The sequence below is a fragment of the Microcoleus sp. B5-D4 genome, assembly GCF_036705145.1.
Classification (GTDB): domain Bacteria; phylum Cyanobacteriota; class Cyanobacteriia; order Cyanobacteriales; family Microcoleaceae; genus Microcoleus.
In genome coordinates this window covers 13796-37740 of the sequence record NZ_JAUBTV010000022.1, presented here as the reverse complement: position 1 = coordinate 37740, position 23945 = coordinate 13796, and the positions used below count along the sequence as shown (strand labels likewise).

At 46.8% G+C, this 23945-nt stretch carries 29 protein-coding genes and 1 pseudogene; 24 read left to right on the top strand and 6 right to left on the bottom strand.

The window, feature by feature from the left end; all coding sequences use genetic code 11:
- Positions 1 to 227: 227 nt before the first annotated feature.
- From QUB10_RS13165 to QUB10_RS13155, 3 genes and pseudogenes are all read right to left on the bottom strand, one after another.
- Complete coding sequence (locus tag QUB10_RS13165; protein WP_333202688.1) at positions 228 to 1361, bottom strand: ABC transporter ATP-binding protein; 1134 nt, start codon at positions 1359 to 1361, stop codon at positions 228 to 230.
- Positions 1362 to 1411: 50 nt separating this feature from the next.
- Positions 1412 to 1753 (bottom strand): hypothetical protein, encoded by a 342-nt coding sequence (locus QUB10_RS13160; protein WP_445300763.1) that lies wholly within the window; start codon positions 1751 to 1753, stop codon positions 1412 to 1414.
- 134 nt (positions 1754 to 1887) lie between these two features.
- Positions 1888 to 2124 (bottom strand): annotated as a pseudogene (locus QUB10_RS13155) (HD domain-containing protein); the annotation flags it as partial.
- 145 nt (positions 2125 to 2269) lie between these two features.
- On the opposite strand from QUB10_RS13155, the gene QUB10_RS13150 reads away from it, so the two are divergent.
- From QUB10_RS13150 to QUB10_RS13130, 5 genes are all read left to right on the top strand, one after another.
- Entirely contained in the window at positions 2270 to 2893 is a 624-nt protein-coding gene (locus QUB10_RS13150) for a Uma2 family endonuclease (RefSeq protein ID WP_333202686.1), read from the top strand.
- Positions 2894 to 3523: 630 nt separating this feature from the next.
- A complete protein-coding gene (locus tag QUB10_RS13145; protein WP_333202684.1) occupies positions 3524 to 6304 on the top strand; it encodes an ATP-binding protein in 2781 nt (926 codons plus the stop codon).
- A gap of 132 nt (positions 6305 to 6436) precedes the next feature.
- Entirely contained in the window at positions 6437 to 7768 is a 1332-nt protein-coding gene (locus QUB10_RS13140) for a response regulator (protein WP_333202682.1), read from the top strand.
- Between the two features lie 93 nt (positions 7769 to 7861).
- Positions 7862 to 9412 (top strand): thymidylate synthase, encoded by a 1551-nt coding sequence (locus QUB10_RS13135; RefSeq protein WP_333202680.1) that lies wholly within the window; start codon positions 7862 to 7864, stop codon positions 9410 to 9412.
- Complete coding sequence (locus QUB10_RS13130; protein WP_333202678.1) at positions 9409 to 9951, top strand: dCMP deaminase family protein; 543 nt, start codon at positions 9409 to 9411, stop codon at positions 9949 to 9951. Before QUB10_RS13135 ends, QUB10_RS13130 begins: the two co-directional genes overlap by 4 nt.
- 250 nt (positions 9952 to 10201) lie before the next feature.
- Here the strand turns inward: QUB10_RS13130 and QUB10_RS13125 are convergent, their stop codons facing one another.
- The 3 genes from QUB10_RS13125 to QUB10_RS13115 all read right to left on the bottom strand — a co-directional run bounded on the left by QUB10_RS13125 (position 10202) and on the right by QUB10_RS13115 (position 11981).
- Positions 10202 to 10708, bottom strand: coding sequence for a salt stress protein, Slr1339 family (locus QUB10_RS13125; protein ID WP_333202676.1), 507 nt, complete (start codon positions 10706 to 10708; stop codon positions 10202 to 10204).
- A gap of 72 nt (positions 10709 to 10780) precedes the next feature.
- Positions 10781 to 11386, bottom strand: coding sequence for a VWA domain-containing protein (locus QUB10_RS13120; protein WP_333202674.1), 606 nt, complete (start codon positions 11384 to 11386; stop codon positions 10781 to 10783).
- A 118-nt stretch (positions 11387 to 11504) separates the two neighbouring features.
- Entirely contained in the window at positions 11505 to 11981 is a 477-nt protein-coding gene (locus QUB10_RS13115; RefSeq protein ID WP_333059805.1) for an NAD(P)H-quinone oxidoreductase subunit N, read from the bottom strand.
- A gap of 431 nt (positions 11982 to 12412) precedes the next feature.
- Here QUB10_RS13115 and rplC point away from each other — a divergent pair, with 431 nt between their 5' ends.
- The 19 genes from rplC (at position 12413) to secY (ending at position 23944) form a co-directional block, all read left to right on the top strand.
- Positions 12413 to 13048 (top strand): 50S ribosomal protein L3, encoded by a 636-nt coding sequence (gene rplC, locus QUB10_RS13110; RefSeq protein ID WP_333160376.1) that lies wholly within the window; start codon positions 12413 to 12415, stop codon positions 13046 to 13048.
- Positions 13049 to 13239: 191 nt separating this feature from the next.
- Positions 13240 to 13872 carry a 50S ribosomal protein L4 gene (gene rplD / locus QUB10_RS13105; protein WP_190657994.1) on the top strand — a complete coding sequence of 211 codons (633 nt, stop codon included), beginning with the start codon at positions 13240 to 13242 and terminating at the stop codon, positions 13870 to 13872.
- Positions 13865 to 14173, top strand: coding sequence for a 50S ribosomal protein L23 (locus QUB10_RS13100; RefSeq protein WP_006634999.1), 309 nt, complete (start codon positions 13865 to 13867; stop codon positions 14171 to 14173). The genes rplD and QUB10_RS13100 overlap by 8 nt, the downstream gene beginning before the upstream one ends.
- 175 nt (positions 14174 to 14348) lie before the next feature.
- The gene (gene rplB, locus QUB10_RS13095; RefSeq protein WP_333057787.1) at positions 14349 to 15212 is read left to right on the top strand and encodes a 50S ribosomal protein L2; all 864 of its coding nucleotides are present in this window, start codon (positions 14349 to 14351) and stop codon (positions 15210 to 15212) included.
- Positions 15213 to 15326: 114 nt separating this feature from the next.
- Positions 15327 to 15608: a 30S ribosomal protein S19 gene (gene rpsS, locus QUB10_RS13090; protein ID WP_006634997.1), complete on the top strand. Its 282-nt coding sequence runs from the start codon at positions 15327 to 15329 to the stop codon at positions 15606 to 15608.
- 96 nt (positions 15609 to 15704) lie between these two features.
- Complete coding sequence (rplV, locus tag QUB10_RS13085; RefSeq protein ID WP_190657986.1) at positions 15705 to 16064, top strand: 50S ribosomal protein L22; 360 nt, start codon at positions 15705 to 15707, stop codon at positions 16062 to 16064.
- Positions 16065 to 16178: 114 nt separating this feature from the next.
- The gene (gene rpsC / locus QUB10_RS13080; protein WP_242719701.1) at positions 16179 to 16907 is read left to right on the top strand and encodes a 30S ribosomal protein S3; all 729 of its coding nucleotides are present in this window, start codon (positions 16179 to 16181) and stop codon (positions 16905 to 16907) included.
- A 115-nt stretch (positions 16908 to 17022) separates the two neighbouring features.
- Complete coding sequence (rplP, locus tag QUB10_RS13075; RefSeq protein ID WP_333057788.1) at positions 17023 to 17442, top strand: 50S ribosomal protein L16; 420 nt, start codon at positions 17023 to 17025, stop codon at positions 17440 to 17442.
- A gap of 160 nt (positions 17443 to 17602) precedes the next feature.
- Positions 17603 to 17914 (top strand): 50S ribosomal protein L29, encoded by a 312-nt coding sequence (gene rpmC / locus QUB10_RS13070; RefSeq protein ID WP_333101806.1) that lies wholly within the window; start codon positions 17603 to 17605, stop codon positions 17912 to 17914.
- A gap of 38 nt (positions 17915 to 17952) precedes the next feature.
- Positions 17953 to 18201 carry a 30S ribosomal protein S17 gene (gene rpsQ / locus QUB10_RS13065; RefSeq protein WP_006634992.1) on the top strand — a complete coding sequence of 83 codons (249 nt, stop codon included), beginning with the start codon at positions 17953 to 17955 and terminating at the stop codon, positions 18199 to 18201.
- A 116-nt stretch (positions 18202 to 18317) separates the two neighbouring features.
- A complete protein-coding gene (gene rplN / locus QUB10_RS13060) occupies positions 18318 to 18686 on the top strand; it encodes a 50S ribosomal protein L14 (protein WP_006634991.1) in 369 nt (122 codons plus the stop codon).
- A 1-nt stretch (position 18687) separates the two neighbouring features.
- On the top strand, positions 18688 to 19050 hold the full coding sequence (rplX, locus tag QUB10_RS13055; protein ID WP_333202672.1) for a 50S ribosomal protein L24: 363 nt from the start codon (positions 18688 to 18690) through the stop codon (positions 19048 to 19050).
- A gap of 173 nt (positions 19051 to 19223) precedes the next feature.
- Complete coding sequence (gene rplE / locus QUB10_RS13050; RefSeq protein ID WP_006634989.1) at positions 19224 to 19769, top strand: 50S ribosomal protein L5; 546 nt, start codon at positions 19224 to 19226, stop codon at positions 19767 to 19769.
- A gap of 22 nt (positions 19770 to 19791) precedes the next feature.
- Positions 19792 to 20196 (top strand): 30S ribosomal protein S8, encoded by a 405-nt coding sequence (gene rpsH, locus QUB10_RS13045; protein WP_190657976.1) that lies wholly within the window; start codon positions 19792 to 19794, stop codon positions 20194 to 20196.
- A gap of 122 nt (positions 20197 to 20318) precedes the next feature.
- Positions 20319 to 20867, top strand: a complete 549-nt coding sequence (gene rplF, locus QUB10_RS13040; protein ID WP_333039622.1) for a 50S ribosomal protein L6 — start codon at positions 20319 to 20321, stop codon at positions 20865 to 20867.
- Between the two features lie 2 nt (positions 20868 to 20869).
- Positions 20870 to 21232, top strand: a complete 363-nt coding sequence (rplR, locus tag QUB10_RS13035; RefSeq protein WP_333202670.1) for a 50S ribosomal protein L18 — start codon at positions 20870 to 20872, stop codon at positions 21230 to 21232.
- Between the two features lie 162 nt (positions 21233 to 21394).
- Complete coding sequence (rpsE, locus tag QUB10_RS13030) at positions 21395 to 21943, top strand: 30S ribosomal protein S5 (RefSeq protein ID WP_190745441.1); 549 nt, start codon at positions 21395 to 21397, stop codon at positions 21941 to 21943.
- A 146-nt stretch (positions 21944 to 22089) separates the two neighbouring features.
- Positions 22090 to 22536 carry a 50S ribosomal protein L15 gene (rplO, locus tag QUB10_RS13025; RefSeq protein ID WP_333070037.1) on the top strand — a complete coding sequence of 149 codons (447 nt, stop codon included), beginning with the start codon at positions 22090 to 22092 and terminating at the stop codon, positions 22534 to 22536.
- Between the two features lie 103 nt (positions 22537 to 22639).
- The gene (gene secY, locus QUB10_RS13020) at positions 22640 to 23944 is read left to right on the top strand and encodes a preprotein translocase subunit SecY (protein WP_333074732.1); all 1305 of its coding nucleotides are present in this window, start codon (positions 22640 to 22642) and stop codon (positions 23942 to 23944) included.
- Position 23945: the final 1 nt, after the last annotated feature.

The following is a 23945-nucleotide window of genomic DNA, read 5'->3' as shown; positions in this document are numbered from 1 at the left end:
ATCAGCTTTTGGGGGGACGTTTTACCGTTGTGCCAATACTAATCGTATCATTACTGCGTAAATTAATAAATGTCAAGTGTAAACTTTTGTAACTACGAATCGAGACTTTCCCACAGGAAGGCTCAGTCTATTTTAGATTTTAGATTTTAGATTGAACAGGACTTAGGCACTGCGACTAAAAAAACCCCGGCGACTGATTACCCGTGCGTAAGTCCTGTTCAATCCAGTTAAGGATACAGCGCTTCACCGGTGGAGGGGTCAAATATAAATAGTCGATCGAAGTCAAGCTGTACCGTCAGCCGATCGCCCGATCGCAAGCGAACACTCGCAGGTATTTGTAACTGTACAGTAGTTTCAGCACTCAACAACGGCAAACTCGCCCGAATTAAAGTTTCTCGCCCCAGAGGTTCCACTACTTTTACCTCTACATCAAGAGGGACTTTTTCTAATGCCCAAACATCGGTTTTCAAATCATCATCTTCTACTGTTTGTGGCGTAAAGATTTCTATATTTTCTGGACGGATGCCCAAATCAAATCCTTGTCCTTCTCTCGCCTGCAATTTTTTCTGAATGGAGGGCGGACAGGGTAAATATTGATTTCCCACTTGAAAGGATTCGTTAGTATAAATTGCAGGAAAAATGTTCATGGCGGGATTGCCTAAAAATGTGGCAACCATGCGGTTAGCTGGTTTTGCATAAATGCTTTGCGGGTCTCCAATTTGTTGAATTTTTCCCCCATTTAAGACTACAATCTTATCAGCTAAAGTCATCGCTTCCACTTGGTCGTGGGTGACGTAAATTGTGGTAATTCCTAGCCGTTGATGCAGTTGTTTGAGTTCTGCTCTAGTGTCGTCTCGCAGTTGAGCATCGAGGTTAGAAAGCGGTTCATCTAACAGAAATACTTTCGGTTCGCGGGCGATCGCCCTTCCGAGTGCTACCCGCTGCTGCTGTCCGCCTGATAGCTGTTTGGGCTTGCGCTTGAGGAGGTGGTCGATCGAGAGCGATCGGGCTACTGTTTCGACTCGTTCTTGAATTTTAGTCTGGTCAACATTCCGCATCCGCAATCCAAATGCCAAGTTTTCTGCGACAGTCATGTGCGGATAAAGTGCGTAATTTTGAAACACCATTGCTACATCCCGCTGTCTAGCAGGAATGTTGTTAACTAAATTATCTCCGATGTAAAGATTGCCGGAACTTGCGGTTTCTAAACCGGCAATTGTCCGCATAATTGTGGATTTTCCGCAGCCGGAGGGCCCGACTAATACCCAAAATTCCCCGTCCGGGATTTTGAAGCTGATGTTTTCGATCGCGGTGACGTTTTGGTAGCGTCGGGTAATATTTTCTAAGCGAACATTTGCCATTTTTTAATTGTAATTTGTAATTGATAATTAGTGTTTTTTACCTTCATAATTCAGCCTTCAGAAAACTGTTCCAATTCTAAAACTGTGCGATCCAATTCTTCAGCTATAGGCGTTAACTCAGCTTTGCGGAATGCTTCTACTAAAGAACGATAATACCAGAGAGAACCGTCTTTGCCACCTTTGAAGCGTTCCCAAACAGTATCTCCTAATTGACGGGAATCTTTCAGGATCGATCGAACATTATAAAGTTTATCAGCAGCCGAGACTAATCTGACCGAGGCAGAAGCCGTAGAAATGCGATCGATATAAGCTTGTTTTCGCTGTCGCCAAGGGGGTTTCGGCGTCTCGTCACTGTCGGTACAGCCGTCTACAATCGCTGTGACCGAAAGCATCCAGGATACCCGCCACGTGATTCATCCGTCCAGAAATAAAAAACCTGTATCTGATAAACAAGCCCCCGAATTTATCTCGCGCAAGTCAATTCTTCAATCTAAAATCTAAAATCTAAAATCTAAAATCGATTGACAGTATCCCCAAAGCGGCGGCGGATGGCTTCGCGGGTGGTGGCGCCGCCTTGATCTTCGATCGCATCGTGAAGCAAAGCTGCGATCGCCTCATCTTCATTTGCCCCATATTCTAAAGCTATACTAGCAGTGCCCAACAAATGGGCAATGTAGGGAACGCCGGAACCTTTGCGAACTTGGGTAGCGTGCAATTCGGCGGCATAGGTGAGGGCTTCTGAAAAACGGTTTGATAGAATCATGAAAGTCACCTTTCTGAATTGCTATGATATATAAATTGTCGGGCTAAGTTGAAAAGACAAAATCTACCAATTTCAATAAGATCGTAAAGATGCGATCGAGAGCGATCGCTTGTAAACTTATAATCGTTAAACAGAGGTTGCGACCATGACAGCTACTATAATTATACCAAAAAAAGCCGAGCAAAACTCAGAGCCAGAATTACCGCAAAAATCAGAAAATATAGCAGGAATTTCGCCAGAATCTGAGCCTAAAAAAGTCATATCTCTTGAAGATTTTTTAGTCAGACCTGCTGATAGAATGGAATGGGTTGACGGCAACTTAGTGGAGAAAACAGGAATGACATTCAAGCACGGTCTCGCTCAAGTTAATCTAGCTACTTCCTGGAAAACTTACAAAAATTCCAGCGGACAGGGAGGAGAAGTTGTTACAGAAGTCCTTTGTCGCACTAGCAAGCAGGGTCGCCGTCCCGATGTTGCTTACATTACTCCTGAACTGCTGCCACAATCAGGCAATTTTACAGCATTTTCCCAAAGTTTTCCTTTGATAGCCGAAGTTGCTTCCCCCGAAGATAGCGGCGAAGAGTTATTCGCAAAAGCTCAAGAATATTTGGAATCGGGATGTTTAGAAGTTTGGTTGTTGTTTCCTGAAGCTAGATTAATATTTGTCAATGCAGGGCAACGCTGGCGGTTGTTTAATGCCGATGAAGTTGTTAACACTCAAAGTGTGCTTGCAGGTTTTAGCGTAGCGGTCAGTGAATTGTTGGCTTGAGGAATTTGTTAAAATAATTTATTAAAATCCTAAAAAGAGAAACTCACCGTGAGAAACTTTAGCTTAAAACTGGGTTTAATGAGAATGTCGGAATGATCAAATCGAGTTTAAGATCGACCTACAGGTAACTTTGAAGTATTGATACAATTAACATCTAATCAGGGGACTGCGGCATAGACTGAAAAGGGCTGACCCTAAAGGGTAAGCAGATTCATCCCACGACTAAAAGCCCTGGGCTTTCTTTGGGATTTTCTGTAAACGGTAGTCTTCGATGGGAATTGGGTTGAGAGATTGTTGGTGGAGTGCGTGCGATCGCCTTTAAATTTGAGCCCGAACGATCGCCCGATTTACTAAAAAAAACCCTCGGCTAACAGATCGCCCGCTGATCACAACCTCCGGGCAACTCCACCAACCAACGGCACATCAACCAACGAGGGCGATTGTTGCACTTCCGTGAACAATAGAAAACCACTAGCAACTTGCTAATACGACTGTTTGTTGGAGGTACAAAATTAATTGTTAGCGTCGGTGTCTAGCCAGGAATTTAAGCACCTTGAAAGACCCTACCAAGGTGGATTGAACATCAAGCTAGCAATTCCTCAAAGTCTATTTTCTAGAGAAGCTACTACCATGTCTCTGCCAAACTCATCCCTGAATCTATTTAAACCTAAGCGCAAACTTTCCCTGCGATCACTCTTGATTGTCCCGTTTGTACTACAAATCTTCGTAGCAGTTGGATTAACGGGATATATTTCTCTGAGAAATGGACAGAAGGCAGTCAATGAAGTTGCCAGTCAGTTACGACAAGAGATGAGCTATCGCCTCAATCTGGAAGTTCTAAACTATTTGGAAAAACCTTATATTGCCGGACAAGTGATCGTAGCTGCGGCCCAAGAAGGTCAGCTTGATTTAACAGATTTCACCAAACTGGAACGAACTTTGTGGCGGTTAGTCAGCCAAAATACCCTCGAAGACGTGCAAATTGGTTTAGAGGATGGCACGAGTATTGCCCTAGATACAACAATCAATGACGGCATCGTTTCTCGCCTCAGTGGTGACAAAGCGCGTCTACCTCAACGCCAATTCTACAAACTTGATAATCAAGGTCAACGAGTCGCACTGCTCAAAACTCAGGCAGAGTTTGACCCTCGGACTCGACCTTGGTATCAAGTTGTACAGAAAGCTGGAAAATCAGCCTGGACATCTGTGCCCTACCTCAGCAGTTCATATAAATCGGCTACGCTGGCTCTATCCCAGCCGATTTACAATCGCGATGGAACGTTACTAGGCGTGGAAAAAAGCACCTTTCGGCTGGACAAGATTCATCGTTTTCTGAGCGAGTTGAAGGTGGGTCAAACGGGACAAACGTTTATCGTAGATCGATCGGGCAATCTGATTGCGAGTTCAAAGATCAGTCAGCCTTACATTATGGATCTTAAAAATGAGGAGTTGCAACAAATTCCTGCCGTCAAGTCTGAAAGTTCTGTAATTCGTGCCACAGCGCAAGCTATCCTCGATCGATTTGGCAACTTCAACGCTATTGCACAAAATCAACAGCTTGATTTTATGCTGGCAAACCAACGGCAGTTCGTGCAGGTTTCCGCCATTCGAGACGAACGAGGTATCGATTGGTTCAGCGTCGTTGTGGTGCCTGAATCAGATTTCATGGCACAAATCAATGCCAATACTCGCACCACAATTTTGCTGTGTCTAGGGGCTTTGGTAGTGACGACTATACTGGGTCTTTTTACTTCGCGTTGGATTACCAAACCGATTTTGCAGCTACAAAAAGCCAGTCAGGCGATTAGTTCGGGACAGTTGGATCAAACACTTCAGGTGCAAGGTATTAGTGAATTAGAATCGCTGGCAGATTCATTTAATCAGATGGCAGGTCAACTCAAAGCCTCCTTTATCGAACTGGAAAGCCGTGTCGAGGAACGCACCGCAGAACTGAAAGAAGCAAAACTTGTAGCCGATGGCGCAAACCAAGCAAAAAGCGAATTTCTTGCCAACATGAGCCACGAACTCCGCACTCCCCTCAACGGTATTTTGGGCTATGCTCAAATCCTCAACCGCAGCAGCGCATTGCCAGCGAAAGAACGTCATGGGGTAGAAATCATCCACCAGTGTGGTTATCATTTGCTGACGCTGATTAACGATGTGTTGGACTTGTCCAAAATTGAAGCCGGCAAATTAGAACTCACACCTCAAGCGATTCACTTTCCCTCATTCCTCCAAGGTGTCGCTGAAATCTGCCGCATTCGTGCCGACCAAAAAAACATTGACTTCGTTTACGAGCCCGATCCACAGTTACCTGAAGGGATTTTTGCCGATGAAAAACGGCTGCGTCAGGTGTTACTCAACTTGGTGGGAAATGCGATTAAATTCACCGACAAAGGTTCTGTCACGCTGAAGGTTGCCGTAGTTGAGAATCCTCCCAATCCGTCCACTCCCTCTTTCAAATTTCAAGTTGAGGATACGGGTGTAGGAATTGCGCCCAATCATTTGGAGAAAATTTTTCAGGCTTTTGAACAAGTGGGCGATCGCCAGCGCCAAGCCGAGGGCACCGGTTTAGGACTGGCAATTAGCCAAAGAATTGTCCAACTTATGAACGGACAAATCCAAGTTAACAGCCAACCCGGAGTCGGGAGTGAGTTCTTTTTTGAGGTGGAACTGGCGATCGCCACCGATTGGGTACAGCAAAACTCCTTCACAATAGGAAAACAAATTATTGGTTACGAAGGACAACGACGCAGCATACTTGTGGTGGACGATCGTTGGGAAAACCGAGCCGTTCTCTTTAACTTGTTAGAGCCACTAGGATTCCAAGTTAGTGAGGCAGAAAATGGACAAGCAGGATTGGAAAAAATACGACAGTCTCAACCTGACTTAGTGATTACAGACTTGGCAATGCCAGTCATGGACGGCTTTGAGCTGCTCAAACAAATTCGCAGTGCAAAGGATTTGCCCCACCCGAAGATCATTGTCTCTTCTGCATCAGTTGCACAAGCCTATCAACAGATGAGTTTAGATGCAGGGGGAAATGATTTCCTGGCAAAGCCAGTGGAAGTCAGTGAATTATTTAACCTCTTAGCCACTCATTTGGAATTAGAATGGAAATATGAAATAACAGGCTCCAACGACTCTGCACAATCCACTCCAACCACTGCATTAGAAAACCCAGAAGGGATGATTATTCCTTCCCCTATAGACTTAAAAAAGTTACTAGAATTGGCACAGCAAGGCAACTTAAAACGGCTACGATCGCACACAGAGCATATTGCTCAATCTAACCCTCTCTACGCTAATTTTGCCTCAAAAATTATTCAGTTAGCCAAGCAATTTAAAGCCGAAGAGATTGAAGAGTTGCTAGAACAACACCTCCGATCAAATTCGCTAGCATCGTCATGATAAAGTCTCCTTCAATCTGCCACCAATAATAAGCACGCTTTTCAGTTTTTCGGCTCACAGTCAACAGTCAACAGTCAACAGTCAACAATCATTCCGGTGCAACCGGAATCGATCTCACAGAGAAGAAAGCCGATGTCTAGTCCTGAATTAATTTTGGTGGTGGATGATACCCCTGCCAACTTAGAAGTGGTTTGTGAAACCTTAAGTGATGCGGGGTACGAAGTAGCAACCGCAATCAACGGCGATCGCGCTCTTAAGAGAGTCCAAGCTTATCCTCCCGATCTGATCTTACTCGATGTTCAAATGCCAGGAATTGACGGCTTTGAAACCTGCAAACGTCTGAAGGCAGATCCGAAAACCGCAAGTATTCCCATCATTTTTATGACCGCTCTCTCCGATGCCGATAGTAAGGAGAAAGGATTTGAATTGGGTGCTGTGGACTACATCACCAAACCCTTTCAAGAACAGGAGATGCTAGCACGGGTAAAAACTCATTTGCAGCTACGGCAGTTAACTAAAAATCTCGAACAGCGTGTAGCTGAGAAAACCGCTGATTTAGAAGCAGCACTCACACAACTGCAACAGTCTCAGGTTCATTTAGTCCACACCGAAAAAATGTCTGCTTTGGGGAATTTAGTGGCGGGTGTCGCGCACGAGATTAATAATCCGCTTGGCTTTATTGCTGGCAATCTGAAACCCGCTCAGGATTGTATTAAAGACCTCTTTCAAGTTATCGCTCTCTACCAAAAAGAACTCCCTTATCCAAGTGCCACGCTACAGGCATTCGTGGAGGAAATAGACTTGGAATACTTACAAGAGGATTTACCCAAGTTAATTGATTCGATGCAAGAAGGAGTCGATCGCATTCACACAATCAGCACCAGTTTAAGAACTTTCTCGCGTTCTGATTGCGATCGCCCCATTCCTTACAATATCCACGACGGGCTTGACAGCACGATCTTGATTCTCAAGCATCGCCTCAAAGCCAACGAATGTCGCCCGGAAATTGAAGTGATCACAGACTATGGCGATCTGCCACAGGTAGAATGCTTTGCCGGACAGTTGAATCAGGTATTTATGAATGTGCTGGCAAATGCGATCGATGCCCTTGAGGAATCAAATCAAGGACGCAGTTTTGCTCAGATCAAAGCCAAACCCAACCAGATTACTGTCAAAACCCAATTGTCGGAATCTCAGGCAGTGATCCGAATTCAGGATAATGGGATTGGCATTACGGATGCGGTGAAGCCAAAAATTTTTGAGCATCTGTTTACCACCAAAGGCGTGGGGCAAGGAACAGGGCTGGGATTGGCGATCGCTCATCAAATCGTAGTCCAGAAACACTCTGGAACTTTACAAGTCAACTCAACTTTAGGTCAAGGTACAGAGTTTGTGATTTCAATTCCGGTGAAGGATCTCGCTGTAAAAGACATTCAGGCAAGGATCTGCGTTGACACAGCATAAAAAATCATTGCAGCGGCAGCATAAAGATGATTGATATCTTAAAACCATCCAAACTATTGATATAGTAGTACGCGGTGCAAAAAACGATAAACCATGACAGCCACAAATCTCGTCAATAAATTTGAGTACAAACCCCTATATAAACCAAATCAATTAATTTGTGGAACGGGGCAAACAGCCATTGTCAGCGGCTGGACAGTAAAAAGTGCGATCCTTTCCAAGGGCTCCGCTAACGGCAAACATTTACAACCCAACGAATTTGCTGTCATCGGACAACTGTACTCGCCCACCCGCGGCATCAACTTCTTAATTAGAAACTTGCTGTGCAATCCCCACGTCCGCTTTTTAGTAATTCTCAATGCTACCAAAGAAGACCGCAACTCCGGTGCCGCAGCCTGCTTGATAGACTTTTTTCGCAACGGATTTGAAGCCGGCAAAAGCGATACTGGTAGAGATTGCTGGCTAATTAAATCTTCAATATTTGGCTACATTGATATTGAAATAGCAGCAGAAGCCTTAGAACTATTGCGTCATTCAATAGAATGGAAAGAAGCCAAAAACATAGCAGAAACAGTGACTATTGTCAAGTCTTTTGCCCAAAAAGAATCTGTTGAACCTTGGGGAGAACCCGTAACTTTTCCGTTAGTCGAAATCGTTCCGACTGTACTCCCCGGTCAGAAATACGGACACAGAATCGAAGGCAAAACTATCGCCGAAACTTGGGTAAAAATCATCCACCGAATTAAGACCACCGGCACCCTGCGACCGACTGGTTATGACGGACAGTGGCAAGAATTAATTGACTTAATGGCAGTGATTACAGATGAACCTGCGGAGTTCTATTTTCCTGAACCGAATTACTTACCAATAGACCGTGATTTCCTCGAACAGTACAAACCGCAAATGCTGGAAGATGCCCCGTATAGCGAAGGCATTAAATATACCTACGCACAGCGGATGCGGTCGTGGTTTGGACGAGATCAAATTGAAGAAGTTATTGCCAAACTAATTAAAGAAATTGACGCGGCAAGTGCTGTAATTAGTTTGTGGGATGCCGGCGGAAATATTAACAGAAGACCTGATGGTTCCTCAGACCACCAGCACAGCGGCAGCCCTTGTTTAAATCACATTTGGGTGCGAGTTGTGGACGGTGAAATATCGCTAACTGCAACTCTCCGCAGTAATGATATGTTTGCGGCTTGGCCGGCAAATGCAATGGGCTTGCGGGCTTTGCAGCAGCACATTCGAGATGAAATTGCTCGGCGTTCCGATTATAATTTGACGATGGGCCCGTTGGTAACGCTGAGTCAATCTGCTCACTTGTATGACGATACCTTTGAAAATGCCGATCGACTTATTCAAACCCAATATGCTAAAATCTGCGAAGATAGAGACTTTTTCGATGCAGCAGGCAATTTTTTAGTTGAAGTAGCCGACAATCAAATAGTTGTCACGCAAACCACCCCGGGCAGCGGCGAAGTTGTCACCTGTTATTCTGGAAAAAACCCTCTCAAGTTAGTGCGAGAAATTTGTGCAGCTTCCCCGGCTATCAAAGGCGAGCATATTGGTTATTTGGGAATAGAATTGCAAAAGGCGGCCGAGTGTCTGAAAACCAGCAACCAATACATTCAGGATAGAAAATGAATTTAGAAGAAGAAAGACCGAGTTGGGACGAATACTTCTTAATGTTAGCAAAATTGGCCGCTACTCGATCGACTTGTCTGGCTTTTCCTGTAGGCGCGGTGATAACTAAAAACAGGCAAGTTTTAGCAACGGGTTACAACGGTTCGCCGTCAGGTTCGGCACACTGTACTACTCAAGGCTTCTGCTATCCTGGTTTGAGTAGTTGCGACGCCAGTAAAACTTTACCATCAAGGGCGGTTCACGCCGAAGCAAATGCGATCGCCAAAGCTGCCAAACACGGTATATCTACTGCTGGGGCTAGTATTTACGTCACCTTAGAACCCTGCATCTATTGTTTGAAATTAGTCATTGCCGCTGGAATTAGAGAAGTGTTTTACGAAACGAGTTTTAACAGCGGAGAAAAAGCTGCTTTGAGAGATACTTTTATCAGTGAAGGTATTGTTGAGTTAAAACAAATTCAGCTATCTGAAGATACAGCAAAAAAAGCGGCTTTGTTTTTGTTGAATCCTACGTCTGTTCTCAAAGATGCTATTAGTTGAAACTAGCTACAGCGGTTCTTAATTAAGTGAAATTCCCAATATGTAGGTTTGGTTGAGGTTGCGAACCCTACGTTTCACTTCGCCCAACTCTTCATTTAAAATAAAGTGTTCGGCGAAGCGTAGGGTTCGCTATCGCTCAACCCAACCTACTACTTTTACTTCTGCTTCTGCTTCATATTTTTTACATTTTGGAATGATAGTTTAACAGTAAATCCTCAACCGTCAACCGCCAACCGCCAACAATCAACATTCAATCAAACTCATTCACAGCTTGCAAATAGTCGATCGCCGCATCTATCCTCGAAGAATACTTAAAAGCAAACTGATCGAACCAATATCCCTCATCGGAATTTTTATCCAACTTTTTCAGCCAAACCTGAGCTTGCCTAACTTTCTGTCTGTGCGTTTGTACCTCCAACTGCGGCCCCGCGACTTGTTCTGCTGGTTGCGGTTGCAGTGAAGCGACTTCCTGAGCTTGATTTTGTGCTTCGTGCTCAGCCTTAAGCGGTTCCAGTGAAGCGACTTCCTGAGCTTTATTTTGCGATTCGTACTCAGCCTTAATTTGAGCTAAATCCTTATCTAAAGAACCAGCATACAAATTTATATCTGATGTTTTAAATGTTTGATTTGACGGCACTGCTGCTTGTGGCACAGGCGCTTGTGCTTGCACCGGCGTCTGACTTTTCAACTCAGCATTTTTTTGAGATGCTTGATACTCTGCCTTAAGTTCACCTAACAGGCGATCGATAGATTCCATAACTTAAACCCCCTAAAAAATGCTGCTGGGTCAACTGGCCCAAATATAATCGCGTGAACTTCGCCTGCCTCCTCAATCAGTTATTGCATTCAGCAATACCTCTGTCAGGGTCATTCCTTCAATATCATCCATCGTCACAGTATCAACGATATCGAATTTAGCGCCGGCGCTTTGCAGTTCGTCATCCAATATCTTGAGAAACTTAGTTGCTTCCGGCGCATTCCCTACTTGAATGAAAGAAATCGCCAACTCTTCATCTCGATCAAGCTTCCGCGAAGCCTCTATAATGGTTTTCATCACTTCTTTGCGATCGTCCGGTTCCCCGTCCGTCACCACTAATAATGTTTCCCCATTTTGCTTGGTCTTACCGGATGCTTTGCGCTGAAAATAACTGTTCAGGGCGTCTTGCAGAACAGCAGCTAAATTCGTAGTTCCCGAAGGTTCGTTTTCTTGGAATATTTGCACGACTTTAGCTGCTGTTACGTTATCATAGCGCTTGAAGCGACCGGAAAACACATAAACTGTTATGCCATCAGGATCGAGTTCTTCGCATTTATTCGCCAATGCGATCGTCGATTCTTGCATGAGCGCCCACCGACTTTTACCGCCCATCTGGTCTTTTGTGTACATACTGCCGCTTTTGTCAATAATGATGGTATAATCGCGGTTCTGAAGCATAAGATTTTTCCTGTTAATTAAGTTTTTCCCAAAAATAGCAAAACCAGCGAGCAGAAGCTGTTGAGCTTTAGTTGCTCGCTGCGTTTTTTAGTTGATTTGCGATCGCAAATACCGGAATTTAAGCTGCAACTAAAGCATCTTTAAGTGGCTTCCAGCTAAAAGCTCGATCGCCCCCCATCTCAACTGCTATTTTAACTCGCGGTTCTAACGTCGGCAAAACAGTCAAATACTCAATCTCCTGACTCGACAAAATCTGCCCTTCAATAATCCACAGCACCAGTCCTTTTGCTTTAGGTGGCAAATTGTCTAATTGAGTTTTCAACATCGGCGGCACGTAGTACGTATAACCCACAGCCCCTTCATTGCCAGTAGTTTTCTTGCCCAAATGCGGCGGCCGCACCCCGTGAACCCCCGTTAAATACATCGCCAAATCACCCAAACCCCGCGCCGAAATCGTGTACCCACCGTAGCCCGCAGCCCTCAGCCTGCGGAGGTAGCGCCCCTCAAATCCTCCTTCTAAAGGAACGTACAGGGCCAGCGACCCCGACTTTTCCAAATCCCGAATCAGATCAGATCCCGTCGTAATCAGTCCCATAAATTTGTGTTTCCTGCTGTATCAAAATTGGGTCGATCGCTGCTTGCGAGCTGGAAATATTATAAATCCTAAAGTTGAGGCGAAAAATTCTCATCGCGGCCTTGACAAACGGCAAACACTTCATGTACTATTGTGAATTGTCGCCGTAAAGGATACTGAGTGGTTTGCTGCTCAAGTCCTGGCGCAAACAAGCAAGACCGAGACAAAACTCGGAGATAAAGCCGGTAAAAAGCCGCGAATCTCAACCCTTGCAAGACTTCCACAAGCTCGCTCCCAAATTTAAAACTCAAATTTTAAACACCGAGGAAGGCTGTTGGTTGATAACAGTTAATTGCAGGAACACTGAAATAAATGTTTCTGCACAAGAGCAAGCGGATTGACGTAAATTTCGCAATCCGAAACCTCTTGCGTAAATAAAAGGAAGAAAATCCGTGTCTGTAGGCATTCTTGGCACTAAACTAGGCATGACTCAAGTGTTTGACGCCGAAGGGAGAGCCATCCCCGTCACCGTCATACAAGCAGGGCCTTGTACAGTAACTCAAATCAAAACAAAACAAACTGACGGCTACGGTGCCGTTCAAGTTGGATACAACGAAGTCAAACCAAAGGCTCTCAACAAGCCAGAACTAGGACACCTTGCCAAGTCGGGGGCGAATCCATTGCGCCACTTGCAGGAATACCGCTTGGAAGACACCAGTTCATTTGAATTAGGTCAACAACTAAAAGCAGATACTTTTACACCGGGACAAATAGTAGATGTCATCGGTACCAGCATCGGTAAAGGTTTTGCAGGTTTTCAAAAGCGCCACAACTTTAAACGAGGCCCCATGTCTCACGGTTCCAAGAACCACCGCGAGCCTGGATCGATCGGGCCTGGAACTACTCCCGGTCGCGTTTATCCCGGGAAAAGAATGGCAGGACGTATGGGCAACGTTCAAGTCACCGTCCGCAAACTAACAATTATCCGGGTGGATACAGAGCAGAATTTGCTGCTAATTAAGGGAGCAGTTCCCGGCAAAGCTGGCGCCTTAGTCAATGTTGTGCCTGAGAAAAAAGTAGGACGTTAGTCAGTAGTCATTAGTCAGTAGTCAGCAGTCAGTAGATAGTGGTTGGCCGTTAGTAGCAAGCAATAACTAAGAACTAAAAGCTGAAAACTAAGAGCTGAAAACTAAGACCTGAGAACAGACAACAGACGACAGACAACAGACAACAGACAACTAAACAACAGACAACTAACAACAGACAAAGGACAAAAGATATGGTTAATTGTGTAGTCCGAAATTGGCAAGGCGAAGAAGTTGGAGAAACAACTTTAGAACTGCGCGTAGCCAAAGAAGAAAATGCGTCTCACATCGTTCACAGAGCATTGACGCGGCAACTGAATAACGCCCGTCAAGGAAATGCTTGCACCAAAACTCGATCGGAAGTCAGAGGCGGTGGCCGCAAACCCTGGCGTCAAAAAGGCACCGGCCGAGCCAGAGCAGGTTCTATCCGTTCTCCGCTGTGGCGGGGGGGCGGTGTCATCTTCGGGCCAAAACCGAGAGACTTTGAAGTCAAAATGAACAAAAAGGAACGCCGTCTCGCTTTGCGGACAGCATTCCAAAGTCGCACCGAAGACATCATTGTGGTTGAAGAATTTGCAGAGCAATTTCCGAGACCGAAAAGCAAAGAATTGCTGAGTGCGATCGCCCGCTGGGGCATCGAACCCGATACAAAAGTTCTGTTAATCTTGCCAGAACCGCAACCAAACGTCTACTTATCCGGACGCAACATCGAATTAGTAAACGTCATCTTGGCAACATCCCTGAATGTTTACGACGTTCTCGCGGCTGACAAAATTATCGTCACATCTACAGCCATAGCTAAAATTCAGGAGATTTACGGTGAGTAAAATCGACCCCCGCGACTACGCAGATTTGATCCAGCGTCCGATTCTCACCGAGAAAGCTACCCGAATGATGGAATTAAATCAATTCACATTCGACGTAGCCCCCAAAGCGACAAAGCCTCAAATCAAAGCTGCAATCGAAGAACTATTTAAGGTCAAAGTCATCGGCGTCAACACCCAAAACCCGCCGCGCAAAAAGCGTCGAGTTGGCAAATTCGTCGGCTTTAAACCTTGTTACAAGCGAGCAACCGTAACTCTGACCGACGGAGACTCGATCCGCAAACTCCTATTCCCAGAAGTCTAGACGATTTTGGATTTTAGATTTTAGATTTTAGATTTTAAATTGCGGTTAACTGGTGGAAATTCTCGAACCAGAAAACTCGTAAGTTAACCAAAGATCGCCAATCTTCAACCTAAAATCTAAAATCGATAAACGTCAAATCCAAAATCCAAAATCCAAAATCTAAAATAGATCGATTATGGGCATCCGTTCTTACCGACCTTATACCTCCAGCACCCGAGAACAAACCGTCTCGGACTTTGCTGAAATTACCAGATCAGAGCCAGAAAAGTCTCTAACCAGCAATAAGCACACCAAACAAGGCCGCAACAACCGAGGCGTCATCACCTGTCGCCACCGGGGAGGCGGTCACAAACGGCTGTATAGAGACATCGACTTCCGCCGCGACAAACACAGCATTCCCGCTACCGTCAAGGCGATCGAATACGACCCCAATCGCAACGCCCGCATCGCCCTCCTGTTCTACAAAGACGGCGAAAAACGGTACATCTTGCACCCGCTCAACTTAAACGTCGGTACAGTAATTGTCTCAGGCCCAGACGCGCCGATCGAAATCGGTAACGCCCTCCCCCTGAAGAACATTCCCCTCGGTACCAGCATCCACAACGTCGAGCTAGTACCCGGAAAAGGCGGACAAATCGTTCGCTCCGCCGGCTCCAGCGCTCAGCTAATGGCAAAAGAAGGTAGCTACGTCACCCTCAAACTGCCATCCGGCGAACAGCGCAAAGTCCGCGCCGACTGCTACGCCACCATCGGTCAAGTAGGCAACACAGACGCCAGAAACATCAGCCTCGGCAAAGCAGGCCGCACCCGCTGGAAAGGTCGCAGACCCACCGTTCGCGGTAGCGTCATGAACCCGGTAGACCACCCGCACGGCGGTGGCGAAGGCAGAGCTCCCATCGGACGTCCGGGGCCTGTCACTCCTTGGGGTAAACCAGCTTTGGGTGCAAAAACTCGACGCAAAAACAAGCGCAGCGACGCTTTAATCGTCCGGCGCCGCCGCAAAGCTTCCAAGCGCGGCAAGGGCGGCAGACAAAGCTAGTCAATCAGTCAGCAGTCTTCAGTGCTTAGTTATTAACTGCTAACTAATGACTGAGGACTGATGACCAATGACTGCTTAATTCTGACTAATGACTCCTGAATTACTAAAAAAATCATGTCTCGATCGCTAAAAAAAGGCCCCTTTGTCGCAGATGCTCTGATGACAAAAATCGAAAAACTCAACGCCGCCGGCCAAAAACAAGTAATTAAAACTTGGTCGCGCTCTTCCACAATCCTGCCCCAAATGGTAGGTCACACGATCGCCGTTCACAACGGCAGACAGCACGTACCCGTCTACCTCACCGACCAAATGGTAGGTCACAAACTCGGAGAATTTTCCCCCACTCGCACCTTTAGAGGTCACGCGAAAAGTGGTGATAAAAAGGCGAAAAGATAGCCGAATTAGGTGACAGGTAATAGGTAGTCGGAAAAAAAATTACCAATTACCAATTACCTTTTGCCCAATTACCAATTACCAATTACCGAAATCGAAATGGCTATAGATACCACATCCGAAATTAAGGCGATCGCCCGTTACATCCGGACATCCCCCTTCAAAGTGCGCCGAGTCCTCGACCAAATTCGCGGCAAAAGCTACCAAGAAGCGCTGATTTTACTCGAATTCATGCCCTACCGCGCCTGCGAACCAATCGTCAAAGTTTTGCGATCGGCAGTAGCAAACGCCGAACACAACGCAGGATTGGATAAATCCAAGCTAGTAGTGTCTCAAGCTTACGCAGACCAAGGCCCAGTCCTCAAACGCTTTAGACCCCGCGCTCAAGGTCGCGCCTACCAAATCCGCAAGCCAACCTGTCACATTACCGTAGTAGTAGCTCCGCTCGTAGAAAACTAAACCAGGGAAAAACGTAAGAGGTAATAAACAGCTTAAAGTTGAAAAAAATGGGTAATCACAAATTACCAATTACCAATTACCAATTACCAATTACCAATTAACTCATCAACTATTATGGGCCAAAAAATACATCCAATTGGTTTTCGCCTCGGCATTACCCAAGAGCACCGCTCTCGCTGGTTTGCCGATCCCAAAAACTATCCAGAACTCTTGCAAGAAGACTATAAAATTCGCAAGTACGTTCGTAAAACCCTCAGCAATGCTGGGATTTCCTCTGTCAGAATTGAGCGGAAAGCCGATCAAATTGACCTAGAAGTGTTCACAGCCAGACCAGGCGTTGTCGTCGGCCGCGGCGGAGCAGGCATCGAAACTTTGCGCGTCGGTTTGCAGCAGCAACTCGGTAGCAACCGCCAAATCCGCATCAACGTCGTCGAAGTCCAGCGAGTAGATGCCGATGCCACACTGATCGCGGAATACATCGCTCAGCAACTAGAACGGCGCGTATCGTTCCGCCGAGTAGTCCGCCAAGCAATCACCCGCGCCCAAAAAGTCGGCATCCAAGGCATCAAAATTCAAGTCAGCGGACGCCTCAACGGCGCAGAAATCGCCCGTACCGAATGGACGCGCGAAGGAAGAGTCCCCTTGCACACGCTGCGGGCAGACATCGACTACTCCTACTGCACTGCTCAAACCATCTACGGTATTCTGGGCATTAAAGTTTGGGTTTTCAAAGGCGAAATTATTCCCGGACAGGAACAAGAGGCTGCACCAAATGCAGCAGTGCCCCGCACTAAACAAAAGCGCCGCCGCCAGAACTTTGAAGATCGATCGAACGAAGGCTAGCTAATTGTTAACTGTTAGTTGTCACTTGTTAATTGTCAGTTGTTCCAAACCAATTAGCAATTAGCAATCACCAATTACCAATTACCAATTACCAATTACCCAACTCCCTTTCGCCATGTTAAGCCCTAAAAGAACCAAATTCCGCAAACAACAGCGCGGGCGAATGAGCGGTGTTGCCACCCGCGGCAACACAGTTAGCTTTGGCGACTTCGCGCTCCAAGCCGTCGAACCCGCCTGGATCACTTCCCGCCAAATAGAAGCCGGACGGCGCGCCATGACCCGTTATATCCGCCGGGGTGGCAAAATCTGGATTCGCATTTTTCCCGACAAACCAGTCACCCAGCGCGCAGCAGAAACCCGGATGGGTTCTGGTAAAGGCTCACCTGAGTTTTGGGTTGCCGTGGTCAAACCGGGCCGGGTAATGTTTGAAATTGGCGGCGTAAGTGAAGAAACTGCCCGCGAAGCAATGCGTTTGGCATCTTTCAAATTACCAATTAAAACCAAGTTCATCACTCGCGAAGAAGACCAGTCATAGCGAAGAGCGAAGGTAGAATTAGGTCTGTATTAATCAGCATTTTAAACGGCTACAGCATTTTAAAATCTGGCTTTCATAACTTTTCTTTCCTTCGACCTTCAGCCAAGCGAGACAATTCTGTCTTCTGTCATACCGCTCGCTAACGAGAAAGCACACAATTATGTCTTTGACCAAGATTAAAGAAGCTAGAGAATTAAGCGATGCCGCAGTAGCAGAGCAAATTTTAGCCGTCAAGCGCCAACTAATGGAATTGCGGCTCCAGCAAGCTACCGGCCGCATGGAAAAGCCTCACCTGTTCAAGCACGCCAAACACCGCCTAGCTCAATTGATGACAGTTGAACGCGAGCGCCAAATCGTTGCTGAGAAAGAAGCAGCAGCAAAATCAGCCGCAGCTAAACAGGTAGCACAGCCTGCTGCAACCGCAGCAGTCAGCCAAGAGTCAGAAGCAGCCGAGCCGACGATCGCACAGTAGCTAAAAACAAGTCAATTGCACAACAAAAATAGGTAGCTATGGCAATTAAAGAACGAGTTGGCGTAGTAGTCAGCGACAAGATGGATAAAACCGTCGTGGTAGCAATCGAAAACCGCTCCTCCCACACCAAATACGGCAAAATCGTAGTCCGCACAAAGCGCTACAAAGCTCATGACGAAGAAAATCAGTGCAAATCGGGCGATCGTGTCCGCATCACTGAAACTCGACCACTGAGCAAAACCAAACGTTGGACGGTTGCTGAGATTTTCGGGACAAAAAACGGCTAACAGTTAATTGCGATCTCGCGCCCGCCCGATCGGTACTTGATTAATCAATTAGCCGTCAACAGTCAACAGTTAACAGTCAACAGTTAACAGTCAACAGTTAACAGTCAACAATCACCATGATTCAACCCCAGACATACCTCAATGTCGCCGACAATAGCGGAGCCCGCAAACTGATGTGCATCCGCGTATTGGGAGGCGGCAACCGTCGCTACGGCGGAGTCGGCGATGTCATCATTGCCGTCGTCAAAGACGCCATCCCCAATATGGCCGTCAAAAAATCAGATGTCGTTCGGGCTGTCATTGTCAGAACCCGCAAAGGTTTGCGCCGCGACAGTGGCATGAGCATTCGTTTTGACGATAACGCCGCCGTTATTATCAACGTAGACGGCAACCCCAAAGGCACTCGCGTCTTCGGCCCGGTAGCCCGCGAACTGCGCGACAAAAACTTTACTAAAATCGTTTCCTTAGCCCCGGAGGTACTTTAAAATGTACGGAAAAAAGGGTAAACCAACTAGCGAACTGCGGCGCTACAGAATGCACGTCAAAGCAGGCGACACCGTGCAAATAATTACTGGCAAAGAGAAAGGAAAAGTCGGAGAAATCTTAAAGACATATCCTAAAGTCAGCAAAGTAATTGTTAAAGGTGTAAACATCAGAACAAAGCACGTCAAGCCCCAGCAAGAGGGAGAGTCCGGGAAAATACTCACGTTTGAGGCTCCCATTCACAGCTCAAATGTCATGCACTATTCCGAAAAAGAAAAAATAGCTAGCCGCGTTTGCTATACATTTAGCGAAGACGGTCGGAAACTGCGACAGCTCAAAAAAACCGGAGAAATCCTCGATAATTAGTCATTAGTCATTAGTCCTCAGTCATCAGTCAACAGTCAACAGTCATCAGTCAACAGTCAACAGTCAACAGTCAACAGTCAACAGACAACTGACAACGGCCAACTAACAACTGACAACTGACAAAAACCAATTCCCTGACCAAGCCCAGGGACAGTTAACGAAACACAAAAACTATGCCGGACAAACTCAAGGTTCTTTATCAAGGAAAAATCGTTCCCACACTGATGGATCAGTTTAAATATACTAATATCCATCAGGTTCCCAAACTCGTCAAAGTCACAGTGAACCGCGGTTTGGGAGAAGCATCTCAAAACGCTAAGGCACTCGATTCGTCGATCAACGAGATCGGGATCATCACCGGGCAAAAACCAGTGGTGACGCGGGCGAAAAAAGCGATCGCAGGCTTCAAAATCCGCAAAGGAGTACCCGTCGGCGTTATGGTGACGCTGCGTGGCGATCGGATGTACGATTTTCTCGATCGGCTGATCAACCTCGCACTCCCCCGAATCCGCGACTTCCGCGGCATCAGCCCCAAAAGCTTCGACGGGCGCGGTAACTACAGCTTGGGTCTGAGAGAACAGCTAATTTTTCCAGAAATAGAATATGACCGCATCGATCAAATTCGAGGCATGGACATTTCAATTATCACCACAGCAAACACCGACGAAGAAGGACGCGCCTTGCTTAAAGAAATGGGAATGCCGTTCCGGGACAACTAAGCACTAGAGTAAGAAGCAAAAGATGGCAGCTAACGATACCATAGCAGATATGTTGACGCGCATTCGCAATTCTTGCATGGCGCGCCACCAAACAACGCAAATTCCAGCTACAAAAATGACCCGCAGCATCGCCCAAGTCCTCAAAAGTGAAGGCTTCATCGGCGAATTTGAAGAAGCAGAAGCAGAAGGGGTCAAGCGACATTTAGTGCTTTCTCTAAAGTACAAAGGTAAAACTCGCAAGCCCATTATCACGGCACTTAAGCGAGTCAGCAAACCAGGACTGCGCGTTTACTCGAACCGTAAAGAATTGCCCAGAGTGTTAGGCGGAATTGGCATAGCCATTATTTCTACCTCCAGCGGCATTATGACGGATAGAGAAGCTCGACGCCAAGGTTTGGGCGGTGAAGTGCTTTGTTATGTTTGGTAGTCATTAGTCATTAGTCATTAGTCACTGGTCGTTGGCAACAGACTCAAAAATCAATCACTAAGGACTAATAACTAAGCACTAATAATCAAGGACTAATAACTAAAAACAAAGGACAAAAAACTATGTCGCGAATTGGCAAGCGTCCGATTAGCATCCCCACGAAAGTCACCGTCACCCTAGACGGTCAAAAAGTAGCCGTCAAAGGCCCTAAAGGTGAACTTTCCCGAGTTATCCCAGCCGAAATCCTCATGGGAATTGAAGGCGAGACTTTACTCGTTACCCGCCGAGACGAATCTCGCGTCGCCAGACAACTGCACGGCTTGTGCCGCACCCTAGTCGCCAACATGGTCGAAGGTGTATCCCAAGGTTTTCAGCGGCGTCTCGAAATTATCGGCACAGGTTATCGGGCACAGGTTCAAGGACGGAACCTGATTTTAAACGTCGGTTACAGCAAGCCGGTGGAAATGCCCCCTCCAGAAGGCATCACAATGGCAGTTGAAGGCAACACCAACGTCATTGTCTCCGGCATTGACAAAGAACTCGTAGGCAATACAGCAGCCCGCATCCGCGCGGTGCGTCCGCCCGAAGTCTATAAGGGCAAAGGCATTCGCTACAGCGGCGAAGTTGTCCGGCGCAAAGCTGGTAAAACAGGCAAAACAGGTAAGAAGTAACCATGAAGCTTACTCGCAAAGAATCAGTCCAGCGCAGACACCGCCGCGTTCGGCGCAAGGTGTTCGGCACCGCCGAACGTCCCAGACTAGCGGTATTTCGATCGGATCAGCACATCTACGCTCAAGTAATCGACGACACCGCCCAGCACACTTTGGCCGCCGCGTCAACCCTCGACCCAGAATTGAAGTCTACTCTCAGTTCTGGCGGCAACTGCTCCGCGAGCGTGCAAGTCGGTCAGTTGATTGCCAAACGCTGTTCCAGCGCTGGCATAGTCAAAGTCGTATTCGATCGCGGGGGCAACCTCTATCACGGTCGTGTCAAAGCCCTCGCAGAAGCAGCTCGCGAAGCGGGGTTAGACTTCTAGAGGGGGTAATGGGTAGCGGGTAATGAGTAATTAAAAAGTAAAAAGTCAAAAGTTGAAAGTGAAAAGGCAAAATCCAGATTTCTTCTATTTTTACTTTTTACTCAAACAATTACCAATTGCCGATCGCCTTTCACCAATTACTAATTCCCACAGGACAAAACTATGGCAGAACAAAAAGAACAGCGCAACAAGAAAAAAAGCAGCAGCAACAACAAAGGGCGCGAAAAAGAATCCGAATGGCAAGAACGGGTTGTTCAGATTCGGCGCGTTACCAAAGTAGTCAAAGGTGGTAAAAAACTCAGCTTCCGCGCCATAGTCATTATCGGCAACGAACGCGGTCAAGTTGGAGTAGGAGTCGGCAAAGCTAGCGACGTAATCGGTGCCGTTAAAAAAGGCGTCGCTGACGGCAAAAAGCACCTAATTGAAGTCCCCCTCACCAAATCTAACTCCATCCCTCACCCCATCAACGGTGACGGTGGCGGAGCTAAAGTGATGATGCGGCCGGCAGCTCCCGGAACCGGGGTAATTGCAGGGGGAGCAGTGCGAACTGTTCTCGAACTAGCAGGAGTCCGCAACATCTTAGCCAAACAGCTAGGTTCTGGAAATCCCTTAAACAACGCCCGAGCCGCAGTCAATGCCCTCTCCACCCTCCGCACCTTGTCCGAAGTTGCTCAAGAGCGCGGAATTCCAGTAGAAAATCTCTACGGTTAGGACACGCGAGAATGGGAAACTGTAAGTTTTGAGTGTTAAGTGCTTGCGGTGAAAATAAAAAAATCCGCAACTTAAAACTCACGCACTCAAAACTACTGCGTACCCGCTCTCTAAATACCAATTACCAATTACCAATTACTAAAACTATGAGATTGCAAGACGCCCGACCCAAAGCAGGCTCCCAAAAGCGCCCCCGACGCTTGGGCAGAGGTATTTCTGCCGGTCAAGGCGCGAGCTCCGGCAAAGGGATGCGCGGTCAAAAATCTAGAGCCGGTAGCGGCACTAGACCCGGTTTTGAAGGAGGTCAAAATCCTCTCTACCGCCGTCTCCCCAAGTTGAAAAGCTTCCCTCTAGTGAACCGGAAAGAGTACACTACCATTAATGTAAGTAAATTAGCATCGCTGCCAGCAAACACAGAAGTTACTCTCACCTCTTTGATGCAAGCGAAAATTGTCAATACTGACAACGGGCCGCTGAAAATATTAGGAGATGGCGAACTGAATGTGCCTCTGCAAGTGCGCGCCTCGGCTTTTACCGCAGGTGCTCGCACCAAAATTGAAGCGGCAGGCGGAAGTTGCGAATTAGTTGCGTGAAGATTTGAGGTTTGAGAGTATGTCCAAATCTCAAATCCTCTCTTCTTGCTATCAGAAAATGATTTAGTCGAAAATCCCAAATCTAAAATCCAAAATCGTAACTATGGACGTTAGTAGAGAAAAAGCACCAACTGCACAAGAGACGTTCATGCAGATGGCTCAAGCTGCTGGTTTACGAGGCCGCATCCTCGTAACCCTTGGCTTACTGATTTTAGTACGCCTGGGTGTCCACTTGCCAGTCCCCGGCATCGATCGAGTCGCCTTTGCCCAAAACGTCCAAAATAGCCCTTTAATTGGCTTTTTGGATTTGTTCTCAGGAGGCGGCTTGTCAGCTTTGGGGATTTTCGCGCTGGGGATTTTGCCCTACATTAATGCTTCAATTATTGTGCAACTTCTAACGGCGGCTCTGCCAAGCTTAGAAGACTTGCAGAAAAATGAAGGGGAAGCAGGGCGGCGCAAGATTTCTCAAATTACTCGCTACGTTTCTTTGGGCTGGGCAATTCTGCAAAGTATTGGCATTGCGATTTGGGTCAGCCCTTTTGCTCAATCTCCATCGCCTTTATTCATAGCACAAACTGCTTTGGCTCTGACGGCCGGCTCAATGTTTGTAATGTGGATATCGGAAGTGGTGACGGAACGAGGTATCGGGAACGGAGCCTCGCTGCTGATTTTTATCAATATTGTGTCGGTATTGCCGCGCTCTTTGGGACAAACTTTTGAATTGGCTCAAAGTGGGGACACGCAAGTTGTCGGCCGTGTAGTCGTTCTGCTGCTGGTCTTTTTGGTGACGATTGTCGGGATTGTTTTTGTTCAGGAAGGTACTCGCCGCATTCCGATTATTTCGGCCCGCCGCCAAGTCGGCCGCAAAGTTTATCGGGAGAGCCGGAGTTATCTGCCCCTGCGCTTGAATCAAGGCGGAGTGATGCCGATTATTTTTGCATCTTCGGTGTTGATTGTGCCTTCTTTCCTCGCTCAGTCTCTCAATAACCCGTTTTTGGTTCAAGTTGCTAATGTTTTGAGTCCGAACGGGCCGGCGCCTTGGGCTTACGCGCTGTTTTATCTGACTTTGATTCTGTTCTTCAGCTATTTCTACGCTTCGTTGATTGTCAACCCCGTAGATATGTCTCAGAACTTGAAGAAAATGGGCGCCAGCATTCCTGGAATTCGTCCGGGTCAGAAAACGAGTGATTATGTGGAGAAGGTTTTGAACCGTTTGACTTTCTTGGGAGCGATTTTTCTCGGTCTGGTGGCCATTGTACCAACTGCTGTAGAAAGCGCGATCGGTGTGCAAACTTTTAGAGGTTTTGGCGCAACTTCCCTACTGATTCTAGTAGGTGTGGCGATCGAAACTGCTAAGCAAATTCAAACTTACGTCATCTCCCAGCGATATGAAGGAATGGTGAAGTAAT